Source organism: Actinophytocola sp. (assembly GCF_045807065.1).
Lineage (GTDB): Bacteria > Actinomycetota > Actinomycetes > Mycobacteriales > Pseudonocardiaceae > Actinophytocola.
Window position 1 is genome coordinate 1 of the sequence record NZ_JBJMIE010000017.1, and the last position, 15,788, is coordinate 15,788.

The 15,788-nt window shown below is 71.5% G+C and carries 17 protein-coding genes and 1 riboswitch; of the genes, 7 read left to right on the plus strand and 10 right to left on the minus strand.

Going from position 1 to position 15,788, the window contains the following annotated elements; translation table 11 throughout:
* The coding region (locus tag ACJ73U_RS00980) for a phosphomethylpyrimidine synthase ThiC (RefSeq protein WP_407775553.1) at positions 1 to 968 on the minus strand (968 nt) is incomplete at its 3' end.
* A riboswitch (TPP riboswitch) is annotated at positions 959 to 1,089 on the minus strand. It overlaps the preceding gene by 10 nt.
* Before the next feature lie 82 nt (positions 1,090 to 1,171).
* Between ACJ73U_RS00980 and ACJ73U_RS00985 the strand changes: the two genes are divergently transcribed.
* Positions 1,172 to 1,753: a hypothetical protein gene (locus ACJ73U_RS00985; RefSeq protein WP_407775554.1), complete on the plus strand. Its 582-nt coding sequence runs from the start codon at positions 1,172 to 1,174 to the stop codon at positions 1,751 to 1,753.
* On the opposite strand, the gene ACJ73U_RS00990 is transcribed toward ACJ73U_RS00985, so the two are convergent.
* Positions 1,740 to 2,786: an ATP-binding protein gene (locus ACJ73U_RS00990; protein ID WP_407775555.1), complete on the minus strand. Its 1,047-nt coding sequence runs from the start codon at positions 2,784 to 2,786 to the stop codon at positions 1,740 to 1,742. The two genes, ACJ73U_RS00985 and ACJ73U_RS00990, sit on opposite strands and share 14 nt — an antisense overlap.
* An 11-nt stretch (positions 2,787 to 2,797) precedes the next feature.
* Positions 2,798 to 3,457: a response regulator transcription factor gene (locus ACJ73U_RS00995; RefSeq protein ID WP_407775556.1), complete on the minus strand. Its 660-nt coding sequence runs from the start codon at positions 3,455 to 3,457 to the stop codon at positions 2,798 to 2,800.
* Between the two features lie 100 nt (positions 3,458 to 3,557).
* Between ACJ73U_RS00995 and ACJ73U_RS01000 the strand changes: the two genes are divergently transcribed.
* Entirely contained in the window at positions 3,558 to 4,721 is a 1,164-nt protein-coding gene (locus tag ACJ73U_RS01000; RefSeq protein ID WP_407775557.1) for a glycosyltransferase 87 family protein, read from the plus strand.
* Here the strand turns inward: ACJ73U_RS01000 and ACJ73U_RS01005 are convergent.
* Together ACJ73U_RS01005 and ACJ73U_RS01010 are read right to left on the minus strand one after the other, a co-directional pair.
* The gene (locus tag ACJ73U_RS01005) at positions 4,662 to 5,573 is read right to left on the minus strand and encodes a S1C family serine protease (RefSeq protein ID WP_407775558.1); all 912 of its coding nucleotides are present in this window, start codon (positions 5,571 to 5,573) and stop codon (positions 4,662 to 4,664) included. The genes ACJ73U_RS01000 and ACJ73U_RS01005 overlap by 60 nt on opposite strands.
* A gap of 98 nt (positions 5,574 to 5,671) precedes the next feature.
* The gene (locus ACJ73U_RS01010; RefSeq protein ID WP_407775559.1) at positions 5,672 to 6,241 is read right to left on the minus strand and encodes a peptide deformylase; all 570 of its coding nucleotides are present in this window, start codon (positions 6,239 to 6,241) and stop codon (positions 5,672 to 5,674) included.
* 118 nt (positions 6,242 to 6,359) lie between these two features.
* Between ACJ73U_RS01010 and ACJ73U_RS01015 the strand changes: the two genes are divergently transcribed.
* A complete protein-coding gene (locus ACJ73U_RS01015) occupies positions 6,360 to 6,665 on the plus strand; it encodes a DUF3263 domain-containing protein (RefSeq protein ID WP_407775560.1) in 306 nt (101 codons plus the stop codon).
* A complete protein-coding gene (locus tag ACJ73U_RS01020; protein WP_407775561.1) occupies positions 6,662 to 7,309 on the plus strand; it encodes a LytR C-terminal domain-containing protein in 648 nt (215 codons plus the stop codon). Before ACJ73U_RS01015 ends, ACJ73U_RS01020 begins: the two co-directional genes overlap by 4 nt.
* 127 nt (positions 7,310 to 7,436) lie before the next feature.
* Here the strand turns inward: ACJ73U_RS01020 and ACJ73U_RS01025 are convergent, their stop codons facing one another.
* The 5 genes from ACJ73U_RS01025 to glp all read right to left on the minus strand — a co-directional run bounded on the left by ACJ73U_RS01025 (position 7,437) and on the right by glp (position 13,259).
* On the minus strand, positions 7,437 to 9,656 hold the full coding sequence (locus tag ACJ73U_RS01025) for an AAA family ATPase (RefSeq protein WP_407775562.1): 2,220 nt from the start codon (positions 9,654 to 9,656) through the stop codon (positions 7,437 to 7,439).
* A gap of 132 nt (positions 9,657 to 9,788) precedes the next feature.
* Positions 9,789 to 10,727: a CDP-diacylglycerol--serine O-phosphatidyltransferase gene (gene pssA / locus ACJ73U_RS01030; RefSeq protein WP_407775569.1), complete on the minus strand. Its 939-nt coding sequence runs from the start codon at positions 10,725 to 10,727 to the stop codon at positions 9,789 to 9,791.
* A gap of 55 nt (positions 10,728 to 10,782) precedes the next feature.
* Positions 10,783 to 11,499 carry a phosphatidylserine decarboxylase gene (locus ACJ73U_RS01035; RefSeq protein ID WP_407775563.1) on the minus strand — a complete coding sequence of 239 codons (717 nt, stop codon included), beginning with the start codon at positions 11,497 to 11,499 and terminating at the stop codon, positions 10,783 to 10,785.
* A gap of 266 nt (positions 11,500 to 11,765) precedes the next feature.
* Positions 11,766 to 12,044, minus strand: coding sequence for a GlsB/YeaQ/YmgE family stress response membrane protein (locus ACJ73U_RS01040; RefSeq protein WP_407775564.1), 279 nt, complete (start codon positions 12,042 to 12,044; stop codon positions 11,766 to 11,768).
* An 18-nt stretch (positions 12,045 to 12,062) separates the two neighbouring features.
* Complete coding sequence (gene glp / locus ACJ73U_RS01045) at positions 12,063 to 13,259, minus strand: gephyrin-like molybdotransferase Glp (RefSeq protein WP_407775565.1); 1,197 nt, start codon at positions 13,257 to 13,259, stop codon at positions 12,063 to 12,065.
* 67 nt (positions 13,260 to 13,326) lie between these two features.
* Between glp and ACJ73U_RS01050 the strand changes: the two genes are divergently transcribed.
* The 3 genes from ACJ73U_RS01050 to ACJ73U_RS01060 form a co-directional block, all read left to right on the plus strand.
* Positions 13,327 to 13,974 (plus strand): AIM24 family protein, encoded by a 648-nt coding sequence (locus tag ACJ73U_RS01050; RefSeq protein ID WP_407775566.1) that lies wholly within the window; start codon positions 13,327 to 13,329, stop codon positions 13,972 to 13,974.
* Positions 13,975 to 14,137: 163 nt separating this feature from the next.
* Positions 14,138 to 15,379 carry a serine/threonine-protein kinase gene (locus ACJ73U_RS01055; RefSeq protein ID WP_407775567.1) on the plus strand — a complete coding sequence of 414 codons (1,242 nt, stop codon included), beginning with the start codon at positions 14,138 to 14,140 and terminating at the stop codon, positions 15,377 to 15,379.
* A gap of 171 nt (positions 15,380 to 15,550) precedes the next feature.
* Positions 15,551 to 15,788: TCP-1/cpn60 chaperonin family protein (locus tag ACJ73U_RS01060; RefSeq protein ID WP_407775568.1), on the plus strand; the 238-nt coding region annotated here is incomplete at its 3' end.

Sequence of the window (15,788 nt, forward strand, 5' to 3'; positions counted from 1 at the left end):
GCGAACTGGGCCTCGTCGTTGGCGTCCGCGATCGAGCCGGGCCGCAGGCCGTCGCCGAGCGAGAACGTCACGTCGTAGGCGCGCAGGATCTCGCACAGCTCCACGAAGTTGGTGTACAGGAAGGACTCCCGGTGGTGGGCGAGGCACCAGGCCGCCATGATCGACCCGCCGCGGGACACGATCCCGGTGATGCGCCGCGCGGTCAGCGGGACGTACCGCAGCAGCACCCCCGCGTGCACGGTCATGTAGTCGACGCCCTGTTCGCACTGCTCGACGACGGTGTCCCGGTAGACCTCCCAGCTCAGCTTCACCGGGTCGCCGCCCACCTTCTCGAGCGCCTGGTAGATCGGCACGGTCCCGATGGGCACCGGCGAGTTGCGCAGGATCCACTCGCGGGTCTCGTGGATGCGTTTGCCGGTCGAGAGGTCCATGACCGTGTCGGCGCCCCAGCGGGTGGCCCACACCAACTTGTCCACCTCGTCCTCGATGGACGACGACACGGCCGAGTTGCCGATGTTGGCGTTGATCTTGACGAGGAACTTCTTGCCGATGACGGCCGGCTCGACCTCGGGATGCCTGCGGTTGACGGGGATCACCGCCCGTCCGACGGCAACCTCGGCGCGCACGAACTCCGGGTCGACGCCCTCGCGTGCCGCGACGAAGCGCATCTCCTCGGTGATGATCCCCGCCTTGGCGTACGCCAGCTGGGAAACCGCGCCGTTGACGGGTTCCCGCTCGGCGACCCAGTCGGCGCGTAGCCTGGCAAGTCCACTGTGGACATTGATGGTGACTGTGTCGTCGGTGTACGGCCCCGAGGTGTCGTACAGGTCCACGTGCTCGCCGTTGGTCAGGTCCACCCGCCGGAACGGCACCCTGATCCCGTCGACCTCGCGGTAGACCTTGCGTGAACCGGTGATCGGCCCGGTGGTCACGCTCGGGCGCACGGAACGGTCCTCAAGTGCGGTCATGATCGCTCTCCCTACGCCGGCATTACCCGGTCAGGTTCAGGCGGTCGGCAGAACCGGGTCCGTGACTGGACACCATCTGCCCTCTCAGCCCGCCAAGGCGCGAGCTCCCGCGTTGATTGAGTTGTGCTTGCCCCTCGACCATAACCAGCCCGTCGCGGCGCTGCCAAGGGCGAAATGACGCCGGCAGGCAGTACCGTGCACACGTGGACGCGCGGGTAGCCAACTGGCGGGTCGATCGACCCGAGACGGCGAAGCCCTGCGCGACCTGCGGTGAGCTGCTCGGCCGCGGCTACCCCTCGTGCGAGGGCTGCGCCGAGGTGGTCGACCGACCCCTGCGTGCCGACTGGACGGACCTGCCGGAGCAGGACCCCGAACGCGTGGCCGACGCCGCGCCCGGCGAGTACAGCTGGACCTGCGTCGACTGGGCCCTGCGCCAGCTGACCTGCGAGGGCTGCCGCGGCGAGCTGGCCGCCGGCGCCCCGACGTGCGTGGGCTGCGCGGCCGCGGACTCGGCCCGCTGGGAGGTCCAGGCGCCGACGACCAACGAACACGCCCTGCGCACGGCCGCGGTGGTGCTGCGCGCCCCGTCCTGGCGCCGCGAGTCGGTGGTCTCGACGTGGCGGTTGGTGCTGCCGTTCGTCCTGACGGGCGCGGTGGTGCCGGTCGCCGCGATGCGCCAGGTCAGGATCTACGTGCTGGCGGGCCGCTACGAGGAGCTGGCCGAGCTGGAGGCGCTGCCGCTGGCCCTCCCGCGCCTGCCCTGGGTGACCGTCACGGCAGGTTGACGGTCACCCGCAGGCCGCCGTGGTCGCCGGGGGTCGCGAACACCGTGCCGTTGTGCGCGGCCACGATCGAGCGGACGATCGACAGGCCCAGCCCAGCGCCGTCGCGTTGGTGGGTGCGTTCGGCGGTCAGCCGGCGGAACGGCTCGAACAGCGCCGGGACCACCTCCGCGGGCACCCGTTGCCCCGTGTTGTGGATGGACAGCCCGGGCTCGCCGGCCACCACCACGTCGATGGTCCCGCCGGGGTCGTTGTACTTGATCGCGTTGTGGACGAGGTTGCTCACCAGCCGTTCGAGCAGCACGCGGTCGCCGAGCACGGTGCGGCCGACCATGCCGCGGTTGATCGTCAGGTCGTTCTTGGCGGCCTGCTCGGCGAACCGGTCCAGCACCTCGCCTACCAGCAGGTCCAGGCGCACGGGTTCCATGCTCGGCAGCCCGCGGTCGCTCTCGGCCAGCACCAGGAGGCCCTCGATCAGCTGCTCGTTGCGCTCGTTCACCATGAGGAGCTGCGCGGCGAGGCGGGACAACTCCGGCTCGCCCGTCACCAGGGCCACCTCGACCAGGGTTCGTTGCACGGCAAGGGGAGTGCGCAGCTCGTGCGACGCGTTCGACGCGAACCGGCGCTGGCCCTCGTAACCCGCCGCCACCCGGTCCAGCATGTCGTCGAGCGCGTCGGCCAGCTCGCGGATCTCGCTGCGCCGGCCGCGGTGCCGGATGCGCTGGCCGAGGTTCTGCGGACTCAGCTGGCGCACGATGTCCGTCATGGCCTCCAGCGGCCGGCTCGTGCCGCGGGCCACGCCACGCACGAGCCACACCAGCAGGACGGTGCCGACCACCACGCTGACGACGCCGAGCACCCGGAGGGGCACCGGCCACGGCGGGCAGTGGATCAGTATCTCGTCGGCCCCGCCGTACTCGAGCGCGCAGAGGTTGTAGCCGGAGAACAGCGACAACCACAGGTCGCGGAAGTAGGACCAGCCGAAGACGAACAGGACCGCGCCGGCCGCGAAGCTCAGCAGGCACGCGAGCGTCATCCGCCGGCGGATCATGAGCCGAACCGGTAGCCGGCGCCCTGCACCGTGTGGATCAGCGGCGGGTCACCCAGCTTGCGCCGCAACGTCATCACCGCCATCCGCACCGCGTTCGTGAACGGGTCCGCGTGCTCGTCCCAGGCCTTCTCCAGCAGCTCCTCGGCGCTGACCACCGTCCCGGCGTTGCGCATCAGCACCTCCAGCACCGCGAACTCCTTCGGCGACAGCGAGAGCGGCTGCCCGTCGCGGCTCGCGTGCCGGCGCGGGGCGTCGAGCACGACACCCGCGTCGTCCAGCACCGGCGGCAGGACCGGGACGGCCCGCCGCGACAGGGCGTGCACCCGCGCGACGAGCTCCGCGAACGCGAACGGCTTGGTCAGGTAGTCGTCGGCGCCGAGCCCCAGGCCCTCGACCCGGTCGCGGATGCTCGCCGCCGCCGTCACCATGAGCACCCGGGTCTCCCGGCCGGCCGCGATGATCCGCCGGCACACCTCGTCGCCGTGCACCTTGGGCAGGTCGCGGTCCAGGATCACCACGTCGTAGGAGTACATGCCGACCCGCTCGGTCGCCGCGTCGCCGTCGTAGCAGACGTCGACGGCGAAGCCGAGGTGCCGCAGACCGGAGACGAGCGTGTCGGCCAGCAGGCGCTCATCCTCCGCGACGAGTATGCGCATCGGTAAAACCCCCAGGTCGTGCATGGTACCGAGGCCATGTATGGATCGGATAAACGTCGCGTTTAGCTGGGCGGAAGCGGTGTGTCCGTATCCCTTGCGCATGCGCAAGATGGGGGTTCTCGTGCTCAACGCGGTCGTGCTGGCGTGGTTCGTCGTGCCGGACCGCCTCCGCATCGACCTGAACGTGTACCGGCTCGGCGCCGACGTGTGGCTCTCCGGCGGAGACCTGTACGGACGTCTGCCGCCCACGAACATCGGCAACCACCTGCCGTTCACCTACCCGCCGATCGCGGCGGTGCTGTTCACGCCGCTCGCGCCGCTGCCGTACCCGGTGGCCGGCGTCCTGCTCACCCTGCTGTCCGTCGCGGCGCTCGCGCTCGTGGTGGTCGTCGTGCTGCGGGCACTCGACGTCCGGCCCGGCTACGCGGCCGTCCTGCTGCCGGCCGCGCTGCTGCTCGAGCCCGTCCGGGTGACCCTCTACTTCGGGCAGATCAACATCCTGCTGATGGCACTGGTGGCGGCCGACTGCCTGGTCCGCCGTCCGCGCTGGCCGCGTGGCGCGCTGGTCGGGCTGGCCGCGGCGATCAAGCTGACGCCCATCGCGTTCGTGCTGTTCTTCCTGCTGCGTGGCGACCGGAGAGCCGCGGGGACCGCGGTGCTGTCGTTCGTCGTCGGCACCGCCGCCGGGTGCGCGCTGAACCCGTCCGGCTCGCTGAAGTACTGGACGAGCACGGTGTTCAACCCCGACCGCATCGGCAAGGTGTCCCAGGAGTCGAACCAGTCGCTCTCCGGTGTGCTGGCCCGGCTCGGCGTCGAGCGCGGGCTCCTGTGGCTGGTGCTCGTCGCGGCCGTGGTGGTGGTCGGGTCGCTGGCCGTGCGGCGCGCCGGGAACGACGTCGAAGCGTTGGCGCTCAACGCCTTGGTCGTGCTGTTGGCCTCGCCCGTGTCCTGGTCGCACCACTGGGTGTGGGCCGTGCCGCTCCTCCTGGCGGCCGGCGTGACCGCGTGGCGGACCCGCGCACCGGCGGCGATCGCGGCGACCGCGGCCGGCGTCCTGGTGTTCCTGCTGTCCCCGCACTGGTGGTGGGACGCCGACAACGGCTGGACGTGGCTGACCGTCACGATCGGCAACGCGTACGTGTGGTGCGCGCTGGTCGTGCTCGGCTGGCGCCGAGCCGGTGCCCGCACCGCGACCGGTGTCGCCTCAGCCGACCGTCAGCTCGGTCGGCCGCGCGTAGACGTCGACCATCGCGCCGTTGCGTAGCACCGTCACGGCGAGGTCGGTGCCGATGACCTCGGCGAACAGCTGGCGCTGGATGCCTTGCGCGTCGTGCACCTGGGCACGGGCGACCGTCAGTACGAGGTCGCCCTTGCGCAGCCCGGCGCGTGCCGCGGGACCGCCGGGCACCACCTCGACCACCCGCAACCCCGCCCGCTGCCCGGTGCGTGCCGCGACGTCGTCCGGCAGTGGCGCCGGCACGCCGACCACGCCGAGGTAGGCACGGCGCACGCGACCCTCCACGAGCAGCGTGTCGATGATCCGCCGCGTGGTCGAGTTGATCGGCACCGCGAGACCGAGCCCGAAGCCGGCGACCGCCGTGTTGATGCCGACCACGTGTCCATGGGAGTCGGCGAGCGCGCCGCCCGAGTTGCCGGGATTCAGCGCGGCGTCGGTCTGGATCACGTCCTCGATCACGCGCTGGGCCTGCCCCCGGGTGACCGGCAGCGACCGGCCGAGCCCGCTCACCACGCCGGCCGTGACCGACCCGGCGAGCCCGAGCGGCGAGCCGACCGCGACGACCAGCTGGCCGACCACCAGGTCGTCCGCGTTGCCGAGCGTCGCCGGCTCGGGTGCGTCGGCCGCCCGCAGCACCGCGAGGTCCGACAGGGGGTCGACGCCGACGACGCGGAACTGGGCCTCCTCGCCGTCGGCGTAGGTGGCCTCGCCGTGGCTCGCGGAGCCGACGACGTGCGCGTTCGTCAGCAGGTGCCCCTCGTCCGTGAACACCACGGCCGACCCGCTGCCGCGCCGCATCGACACGCTCGCCACGTGCGGCGTCACCGTTCTCGCCACCGCGCTGACCGTGCGCGAGTAGGCGTCCAGCTCCCCGGCCATCACTTCACCGCCTCGATTACACCGTTGCACCCACTACAAGTGTGCGTCGGTGGCGGCTAGTTCCGTGTTCGCCCTGAGCTGACTGTTACTGCTGCCTGTCAGACGTCTTCCTCGTCCTGCTTGGCCGGGTCCCAGGACAGTCCCGGCTTGCCCCAGCCGTTGCGCTTGAGCATGCGCTTGGACTCCTTGTTGTACCGGCCGACGAGGCGGCTGAGGTACAGCAGGCCGTCGAGGTGGTCGGTCTCGTGCTGCAGACAGCGGGCGAAGTAGCCGGTGCCCTCGACCTCGATCGGCTGGCCGTCGAGGTCCTGACCGGTGACCTTCGCCCAGGAGGCGCGGCCGGTGGGGAAGGACTCGCCGGGCACGGACAGGCAGCCCTCGAGGTCGTTCTCGGGGTCGGGCATGGTCTCGGGCCGCTCGGAGGTCTCGAGCACGGGGTTGATGACCACTCCGCGGTGCCGCTCGCCCTCGTCGTCCGGGCAGTCGTAGACGAACAACCGGAGATCGACGCCGATCTGGTTCGCCGCGAGGCCGACACCCGGCGCGGCGGCCATGGTCTCGAACATGTCGTCGACGAGGGTGCGCAGGTCGTCGTCGAAGGACTCGACCTTGCGGACCGGTTGGTGCAGCACGGGATCGCCCACGATCCGGATCGGGTGAACTGCCATGCGTGGAACCCTAACCGGGCGCGTTGTCGAGGCGGCGTCGGCGGTAGCGTGATGTAATGGCACCCGAAATCACAATCATGTGATTTCGGTTCGGACCTACCTGGTGGCGAGGAGCCAGATGGACGCCGCGGAACTGCCGGCAGAGCCAGTTCCAGCCCTGCCGTCGACCGGTGAGCTCACCCAGCGGGAGCGCGCGGTTCTCGCGTTCGAGCGCCAGTGGTGGAAGTACGCGGGCGCGAAGGACCAGGCGATCCGCGAGCTGTTCGAGATGTCGCCCACCAGGTACTACCAGGTCGTGAACCGCCTGATCGAGAAGAGCGCGGCGCTGGAGGCGGAACCGATGCTGGTCAAACGCTTGCGCCGACTGCGGTCGGGCCGCCAACGCGCCCGCACGGCGCCAAGGCCAGGTGCCGACCGCCGATGACCTCCCCCGACCCCGGTTCGACGCGCCCCGGCCGGATCGCCGGCGTGGCGCTGTTGGGTCTGGCAGCCGTAGCACTGGTGATAGGCCTGATCACCGCCCTGGGTGGCACCGGCGACAACAACGCCGACAACGGCAGGGGCGGCGCGCAACCCAGCACCCGCACCACCGCCATCACCGGCCCGCCCGCCCACACCGGCACGTCCGCGCACCCCACGACCACCCACCGCCCATCGACGACCACCGCCAAGACCACCACGGGCGGCGCGCCGCCGCCGACGACCACCACGGGCCAGGCCCAACAGTCCCCCGGCGGGGACGGCAACGGCGAACCGGCGAAGTCCGTCCCGGTCCGCGTGCTGAACAACGGCACGATCAAGGGTCTTGCCGCCCGCGCGGCCGCGGACCTGAGGGCCAGCGGCTGGAACGTCACCGGCACAGGCAACTACTCGGGCGGCATCATCTGGACGACGACCGTCTACTACCGCCCAGGTACCGAGGAAGAAGCCACGGCCCGCGCGATCGCCACGGAGTTCGGCATGCGCGTGCTGGCCCGCTTCGAGGGCATCCAGGCCGCGAGCCCAGGCGTAATCGTCATAGTGACCGACGACTACGGCAACAAAGGCGGCGACGGAAAAGGCAAGTAGCCCTCGCGTGTCCAACCAATCCGGCAGCTGAGTTCAACAAACGCGGCTATGCCCATTAGCCGCGTTTGTCGAACTCACTGTGCGTGCGGGTTGGACACGCGTGTTCTCCGGGTTGGACACGCGGGGGTCAGTGGGACTGTGCGTAGGATTCCAGTGCGGCCAGTTGGGCTGGGTCGAGGCTCGCGCGGACCGCCTCCCGCGCCCGGGTCACGTGTACGAGGGTCACCTCCGTGGCCTCCAGTGACTCGCGCATCGCGGTCAGTGCTGCCTCGCGGACCAGTGCCGCGCAGTCCGCCGCCGAGTAGCCGTCCAGCGAGGCGGCCAGCTCGGCCAGGTCCACATCGGGAGCCAACGGCGTGTTCTTGGCCGCCGCCCGCAGGATTTCCGTTCGCGCCGCGGCGTCGGGCGGCGGCACGTACACCAGTCGCTCCAAGCGGCCGGGTCGTAGCAGCGCCGGGTCGATCAACTCCGGGCGGTTGGTCGCCCCCAGAACCACCACGTCACGCATCGGCTCGACGCCGTCCAGTTCGGTCAGCAGTGACGCGACCACGCGGTCCGCGACGCCTGAGTCGGACGACTGCCCCCGGCGCGGCGCGAGTGCGTCCACCTCGTCGAGGAACACCATGGCCGGCGACGCCTCGGCCGCGCGCCGGAACAGTTCACGCACTGCCCGCTCCGACTCGCCGACCCATTTGTCCATCAGTTCGGCGCCCTTGACCGCGATCACGTTCAACTGTCCCGTGCCGGCCAACGCTCGCACCAGGAACGTCTTCCCGCATCCCGGCGGCCCGTAGAGCAACACCCCGCGCGGCGGCTCGATCCCCAGCCGGGCAAAGGAGTCCGGGTACCGCAACGGCCACAGCACCGTCTCGGTCAGCGACTGCTTGACTTCGGCCATGTCACCGACGTCGGCGAGGGTCAACCCGCCGGTCTGCAGGTTGTCCGAAGTGGACAGAGAGGTCGGCCGGACCGTCTTCAACGCGGCCGTCAGGTCGGCGAAGGCGATCTTCGGCGCGGACCGGACGGCGGCGCGCACGGCCGCCTCCCGTCGCAACGCCACCAGGTCCGCGGCGACGAAACCGGGCGTCTGCGCGGCCAGCGCGCCGAAGTCCACATCGGACTCGACGGGCACGTCCCGCAGCAGCACCCGCAGCAACTCGGTGCGTGCCTTGGCATCCGGCAGCGGTAGTGACACCGAACGGTCGAACAGGTCGACCCCGCGCACCCGCGGATCGACCGCCTCCGGGTGGGCGGTCGTGCCCACGAGCGCGAAGCTCGGGTTGCGCACCGCCGCTCGCAGGGTGTCGATCACGACGGTCGCCAGCGGCGGCGGGTTGGTGGCCGGCAGCAACGCGTCCAGGTCGGTGATCAGCAGCACCGACGGCGTCTCGGCGACCGCCGACGCGATCGCGGCCGACAGCCGCGACGACGCCGCGCCCGGCTCCAGCGCGGCCAGCGTCGGTGCCGCGATCTCCACGACCGCCGCGTCGAGTGAGTGCGCGATCGACCGCACGAGCGTCGACTTGCCGACGCCCTCCGGCCCGGTCAGCAGCACACCGAGCTGCGCGGACGCGCCGAGTTGGGTCAGCAGCTCCGGCCGCCGGAACGCGAGGTCGAACCACTCCGTGAGCCGGGAGACCGCCTCGCCGGCGCCGATCAGGTCGGCTACGGGCGGTGGTGGTGCCGACGGCACGACCACCGGATCAATGGTCACCGGTTCGGGGGTCGCTGTTGCCACGGTCGTCCCACCCGGACCGGCGAGCGCCGCCGCGGCCGCCGCCTCGCCCGTGCGTGCGCCGTCCCGCCAGCCGACCACGGTGGACGGGTGCACGGCGACCGGCCCCGCCGGCTCGCTCGCGGTGATGGTCAGCAGCTCGTTGGTCCAGGTCATGCCAATCGCGCGGGACAGCTGGCCGCGTACGGCGAAGGCGTCCGAGCCGGGTGCCGGGGCCAGGTCCTGCGGCAGCAGCGACACCGAGTCGCCGACGGTGAGGATCTTCCCGATCAACGCCAGCCGCACGGTCTCCGGCGTCAGCGACGCGGACGCGAGGCGGGAACCGGCGATCGTCAACGTCCTGGCGGGTGACACCTCGGCGGGTGACACCACGACCTCGCTGCCCTCGGTGACGCCGACGTTCGACAGGGTCAGGTCGTCCAGCAGCGCCACGCCCGGCGGCCCGTCGCCGTCGGCGGCCAGCGCGGCGCTCACCCGGCTGCCGATCAGCCGGACACCCGCCCACGGCTCGAGCCCCAGCGCGTTGAGCACCTCCGGGTGCAACCGCACGACTCCGCGCCGCGCGTCGAGCGCCGATGGCGACAGCCGGACCGTCAGCGTGATCTCTGGCATGGAGCTAGACCCTACCGAGCGGAGCTTGCGGAGCGAGCCGGATCACCAGCGGAGCTTGCGGAGCGAGTCGTGTCACCAGCGGAGCTTGCGGAGCGAGCCGTGTCACCAGCGGAGCTTGCGGAGCGAGCCGGATCACTGGTCGTCACGAGTGCTCGGCCGCGACTGGTTGCGGCGCAAGCCCATCCGCCGCCAGGTCCGGCCCCGGCCCAGCGACCGCCGCATGCGTGGCGCGTCGGTCGGCAGCAGCACGCCGTGTGTACCGCCGTTGCGGCGTGGCCACACGGCCCGCGCGGCACCCGCGACCTGGCGGATCCGCGGCGGCCGCAGCCCGAGCCGGCGTCCGGCGCCGTGTGCCCGGCGGATCGCGCGGCGCTCCCGCGGCGGCACGTCCCACGCCTCCGGGTGCTTCGCGAGCCAGTGCTGGCGGCGCACCGCGTAGGGCACGTGCAGCAGGTACACCACCAGCACGCACGCCAGCGCCATCATCGGGTACGTGATCACCGCGGCCGCGAGCAGGCCGACCAGCACCAGGAGCGGCGCGACCGCCCGTGCCGGCACCCTGAACGTCTTCAGCGACAGCGTCGGGATGCGGCTGATCAGCAGCGCCGCGATGGCGACGGTCCACACCATGACCACCGCGTTGGAGTTCCACCAGCCGTCGTGGCCGATCTGCAGCGTCACGATCAGCGGCAGCAGCGCGGCCAGGCCACCGGCCGGCGCGGGCACGCCGACGAAGAACTCCTTGGCGTACAGCGGTTGCTCGGTGTCGTCGAGCAGCGTGTTGAACCGCGCGAGGCGCAGGATGATGCACACCGCGAAGACCAGCGTGATCACCCAGCCGACACGGTTGCCCTCGAACCGCCAGACGTAGAGCACGAGCGCCGGCGCGACGCCGAAGGAGATCGCGTCGGCGAGCGAGTCCAGCTCGGCGCCCATCTTGCTGGTCGCGTCGAGCAGGCGGGCGATGCGGCCGTCGAGGCTGTCGAGCACCGCGGCCACCGCGATCGCGGCGATCGCCGCCTCGAACTGCCCCGCCAGTGCGAACTGGACGGCTGACAGGCCCGCGCACATCGCGAGCACGGTGATCGCGTTCGGCAGTACCCGGACCCCGGGAGACGCGGCCAACTCAGGCCTCCGGCAGCTCGGCGAGCACGGTCTCGCCGCCGATGGTGCGTTGTCCCGGCTCGACGAGCACCCGCGAGCCGACCGGCACGTAGATGTCCACGCGTGACCCGAACCGGATCAGTCCATAGGTGTCGCCGAGGTCGACCTTGTCACCCTCCGCGACCTGGCACACGATCCGACGCGCGATCAGGCCGGCAATCTGCACGACCACGACCTCGGTGCCGTTCTCGGTGGTCAGCAGCAGGGAGTTGCGCTCGTTGTCCTCACTGGCCTTGTCCAGGTCGGCGGAGAGGAACTTGCCTGGCCGGTACACCGCGCGGGTGACCAGCCCGGCCACCGGCACGCGCTGTACGTGCACGTCGAACACGGACAGGAACACGCTGATCCGCAGCCGCTCGCCGCTGGGCAGCCCCAGCTCGGCCGGTGGCTCGGCGAGCACGACGTGGGACACGGCGCCGTCCGCGGCGGCCACCACCACCCCGGTGCGGCTCGGTGGGACGCGCTTGGGCTCGCGGAAGAACCAGCCGACCGCGCCGGCCAGCACGAAGCCGAGCACGCCGAGGCGGCGGGAGAAGCGGCGCAGGAGCAGCGCGAAGCCCGCGGCGCCGAGCGCGAACGGCCGCCCCGCCGGGTGCATCGGTGGCACGACGCTCCTGGTCAGCGCGATGATGTGGGCAAGCCGGCCCGTGTCGGAAGCTTTGGTGGGTTCGGTACTCAACCGGACATTCCTCGCAACTGGTGCGGTGTCAGTACACGCACCACGCTACGCCGGTTGCGGACAGTGACGCGGGGGACGGGGGTCGCACCCCCGGAAACACGCGGAGCGAGCTTGGTTCGCGTGTGCCGCGAACACAGCTCGCTCCGAGCGCGACCACCGGTCGTGCGCCCCCCGACGACGCGCACGTACCGACAGACTCCCCTGGGGGTAGGGGAAGTGTAGGTGTGTGCACTCGCGGCAGGCAATAGCCGAAAGTGTGAGGCTGACTACGGACGGTTGCGACTCGCGAGGCCCTGGACCAGCCGCAGCACCGCCAGCAGGACGACCGCGCCGATGGCCGCCACGCCCAGGCTCGGGAAGTCGAAGTCCCAGGTCTTCTCCTGGCCGGTGAACGCCCGGTACAGCAGACCGCCCAGCGCCGCGCCGACCACGCCGACGATGATGCTGACCAGGCAGCCCTGCCGGCGCCGGTTCCGCCCGCCGACCACGACGTTGGCCACCCAGCCGACGATGGCCCCGAACACGATCCACGCGATGAATCCCACGTCGTGAGCCTACGGGGATCAGCCCAGAACCAGCACGGTCACCGGATCACCCTCCGCGACCACGTCCACGTCCTCGGGGATCTCGATGAGGCAGTTGGACGACGCGAACGCGGCCAACAGGTGTGAGCCCGGGCCGCCGACCGGCGCCACGGCCTCCCCCTCGAGGAAGCCCCGCCGGTACTGCCGCCGCCCCAGGGGCGAACGCAGCTCGGCACCGGACCGCGCCTTCACCCGAGGGCGGTTGATCACCGCGTGCCCCATCGCCGCGAGCAGTGCCGGCCGCAGGAACAGCTCGAACGACAGCGCCGCGCTCACCGGGTTGCCCGGCAGCGTCACCACCGGCAGCCCCTGGAAGACCCCGCTGCCCTGGGGACCGCCCGGCTGCACGGCCACCCGCAGGAAGTCCACGCCCCGCCCGTCCAGCGAGTCCTTGACCACCTCGTACGCGCCGGCGCTCACCCCGCCGGAGGTGACCAGCACGTCCACCTTGTCCAGGTGCCCGGCGATGGTGTCGTGGAAGGCCCGCACGTCGTCCGGCACGAACCGCAGCACGGTCGCCTCGCCGCCGGTCTCCCGCACGGCCGTCGCCAGCAGCACGCTGTTCGACTCGTAGATCTGCCCGGGCCGCAGCGGCTCACCGGGCTCGACCAGTTCCGAGCCGGTGGACAGGACGAGCACCCGGACCGGCCGGTGCACCGGCAGCTCGGCGCGCCCGATCGCGGACGCGAGCCCGAGCTGCGGCGACCCGAGCACGGTGCCCGCACGCAGCACGGTCGCGCCCTCCGCCACGTCCTCGCCGGTCCGCCGGATGTGCGCGCCGGGTGCGGCCTGCGCCTTGATCGTCACCCGTTCGGTACCGCCGTCGGTGTCCTCGACCTTCACGATCGCGTCCGCACCCGGCGGTATCGGCGCGCCCGTCATGATCCGGTGCGCGGTGCCGGGTCGCAGCGGCACGACGTCCGTCCGGCCGGCCGGGATGTCCTCGGCGACGGGCAGCTCGACCACCGGGTCCGCCACGTCGACGGAGCGGACCGCGTAGCCGTCCATGGCCGAGTTGTCGAACGGCGGCAGCGACACCGGCGCCACCAGGTCGTCGCCGAGCACCAGTCCCACGCACTGCTCCAGCGGCAGCAGCGTGACCGGGGTCGCGGGGACCAACGCCCGGACCCTGGCGCGGTAGTCGTCTACGGAAATCGGTTTCGGCACGGTCCGCATCCTGCCCCCTCCCAAAACGTACATGCCAGACTGCACCTGACTCGTTACCGATCACGGAGGGCGACAGGTGCAGGTCCGCACTCGGCACACCCCGGCGTTCGGCGTCGCCCGGCTGTTGCTCGCGCCGGGCGAGGCGGTGCAGGCCGACTACGCGTCGATGATCGCGACCAGCTACGGCGTGGTGGTGGACGTGCGGCCACGCGGCGGGTCGAGATCGAAGGCGGCCCGGGCCGTGTTCACCGCGCCGGCCGAGGGCGGCTGGGTCGACGTCGCGCCCGCGCTGCCCGGCGACGTCTACACCCTGGAGCTGGACGGCGTGAACGGCTGGTGCGTGTCGAGGGGCTGCTGGCTCGCCGCCCCCGCGACCGTGCGCACCGACCCGCAGTGGGCCGGGTTCCGCAACCTCTTCGGCGCCGAGCACGGGTTCGTCGAGCACGTGTCCGGGGTAGGCGCGCTGGCCATCTCGGCCTGCGGCTCGCTCGACGTCGTGGCGCTCGGGCAGGGCGAGCTGATCACCGTCGACCCGGCGTACCTCCTGGCCTACAGCGAGCACACCCAGGCGCGGCTGCGCGCGGTCAGCCAGTCGGTCCACCAGTCCGTGCGGACGGGCGAGGGACTGCTGCTGGACTTCGCCGGACCTGGTCAGTTGCTGATTCAGACCCGCAACGCACGGGCCATGGCGGCCCTGCTGTCCGCGTCAGGTCACGGCCGATGACCGAAGACGTGAACCGGACGTTGGCCGTCCGCGTCGGACGTTAGGCTGTGCGACGAGCACTATCTGAAACAGGGCCGTATGTCGCTGGGGTGGGCGGAGCTGTCACGGCCCGTCGGCCGGACTTTCGAATCGTGCTCGGAGTCGACGACTGAATGGATGAGTAGTGGCGGAGGACCTCACCGGGCGTCGCCTGGGGCACTACCGGATCGACGGGGTGCTCGGCAAGGGCGGCATGAGCGTGATGTACCGCGCCACGGACATCCGGCTCGGCCGCAAGGTGGCGCTCAAGATCATCGCCGAGCACCTCACCGAGGACCCGGAGTTCCGCGAGCGGTTCGTCGACGAGGCCCGCAACACCTCCGCGATCGACCACGCGAACGTGGTGCCGCTGTACGACTTCGGTGAGGTCGACGGGCTGCTCTACATCGCCATGCGGCTGGTCGACGGCTCCGACCTGGCGTCGCTGATCAAGGACGGCCCGCTCCAGCCCGAACGCGCGCTCGCGCTGCTGACGCAGGTGGCCGAGGCGCTCGACAACCTGCACGAGCGCGGGCTCGTGCACCTGGACGTCAAGCCGGCGAACGTGCTGGTCACGAGCCGCGAGTCGACGGCGGAGCACGTGTACCTCGCGGACTTCGGCCTGACCCGCCGCGGCGCGACCGGCCACCGGACCAAGGGTGGCGACTTCCTCGGCTCACCCACCTACGCGGCGCCGGAGCACCTGCGTGGCGAGCCCGTCGACGCGCGCACCGACGCGTACTCGCTGGCCTGCGTGCTGTTCGCGTGCCTGTGCGGGCGACCGCCGTTCCAGGGCACGGTGCCCGGGGTCATCCAGGGGCACCTGAACCGGGACGTGCCGTCGCTCACCGCGCAGGCGCCGAACCTGCCGGCGGCTATAGACGACGTGATCCGCCGCGGGATGGCCAAGGTGCCCACCCAGCGGTACGCCAACTGCCGCGAGCTGCTCGCGGCGGCCAAGCAGGCGCTGTCCCAGCCGGTCCGCCGGCCGCCCGCCGTGCCGGTGGGCCCGCGGGCCGCCGCTCCGGCGCCCCCGTACCGGCCGCAGACCAGCACCCCGCCCGGCGGCTACCAGCGGCCCCCCGTGTCCTCAGCGGACCCCGTGCGGTTGCGGCCGCCGGTGCCAGCCGGGGCGAGCACGGCGTTCACGTCGTCCGACGGGGCGGCCGGCACGCGGTGGATCGCGCCGGTGATCGTGGGGATCGTCGCCATCGGGCTGATCGTGGGGGCGATCCTCCTGTTCTCCTCGTCGTCCGACGACCCGGGGACGGACAACAACCCCGGCGGTTCCGAGCAGACCACGACGACCACCACCACGAAGAAGTCCGTGCCGTCCATCAGGGTCGGCGACGACGACTCCGGCGGCTCCTCCTCGACATCCCGCTGACCTGCGTTTCTTGCACTCGGACGGGGAGAGTGCTAAACACGGTCTTGGCACTCGGGCGTTTGGAGTGCCAGTTGAGGTCGGGACGGTGAGGCCGGGGAACTCCCGGTCGTCCGTCGCGGGCACCGAGCCTGGCCAAGCAACGTACTTCCACAACGGAGGACTTACACCGCAATGGCCAAGTTGATCGCGTTCGACGAGGAGGCGCGCCGCGGGCTCGAGCGGGGACTGAACATCCTCGCCGACGCCGTCAAGGTGACGCTCGGTCCTCGGGGCCGTAATGTCGTGCTCGAGAAGAAGTGGGGCGCGCCCACCATCACCAACGATGGTGTGTCGATCGCCAAGGAGATCGAGCTCGAGGACCCGTGGGAGAAGATCGGGGCCGAGCTCGTCAAGGAAGTTGCCAAGAAGA

Bases quoted from the DNA above. Each gene is read 5' to 3' on its own strand.
- ACJ73U_RS00990 (WP_407775555.1), bottom strand. From the start codon at position 2,786: ATGACGCTCGCGTGCCTGCTGAGCTTCGCGGCCGGCGCGGTCCTGTTC.
- ACJ73U_RS00995 (WP_407775556.1), bottom strand. From the start codon at position 3,457: ATGCGCATACTCGTCGCGGAGGATGAGCGCCTGCTGGCCGACACGCTC.
- ACJ73U_RS01000 (WP_407775557.1), top strand. From the start codon at position 3,558: ATGCGCAAGATGGGGGTTCTCGTGCTCAACGCGGTCGTGCTGGCGTGG.
- ACJ73U_RS01005 (WP_407775558.1), bottom strand. From the start codon at position 5,573: ATGGCCGGGGAGCTGGACGCCTACTCGCGCACGGTCAGCGCGGTGGCG.
- ACJ73U_RS01010 (WP_407775559.1), bottom strand. From the start codon at position 6,241: ATGGCAGTTCACCCGATCCGGATCGTGGGCGATCCCGTGCTGCACCAA.
- ACJ73U_RS01015 (WP_407775560.1), top strand. From the start codon at position 6,360: ATGGACGCCGCGGAACTGCCGGCAGAGCCAGTTCCAGCCCTGCCGTCG.
- ACJ73U_RS01020 (WP_407775561.1), top strand. From the start codon at position 6,662: ATGACCTCCCCCGACCCCGGTTCGACGCGCCCCGGCCGGATCGCCGGC.
- ACJ73U_RS01025 (WP_407775562.1), bottom strand. From the start codon at position 9,656: ATGCCAGAGATCACGCTGACGGTCCGGCTGTCGCCATCGGCGCTCGAC.
- pssA (WP_407775569.1), bottom strand. From the start codon at position 10,727: ATGTGCGCGGGCCTGTCAGCCGTCCAGTTCGCACTGGCGGGGCAGTTC.
- glp (WP_407775565.1), bottom strand. From the start codon at position 13,259: ATGCGGACCGTGCCGAAACCGATTTCCGTAGACGACTACCGCGCCAGG.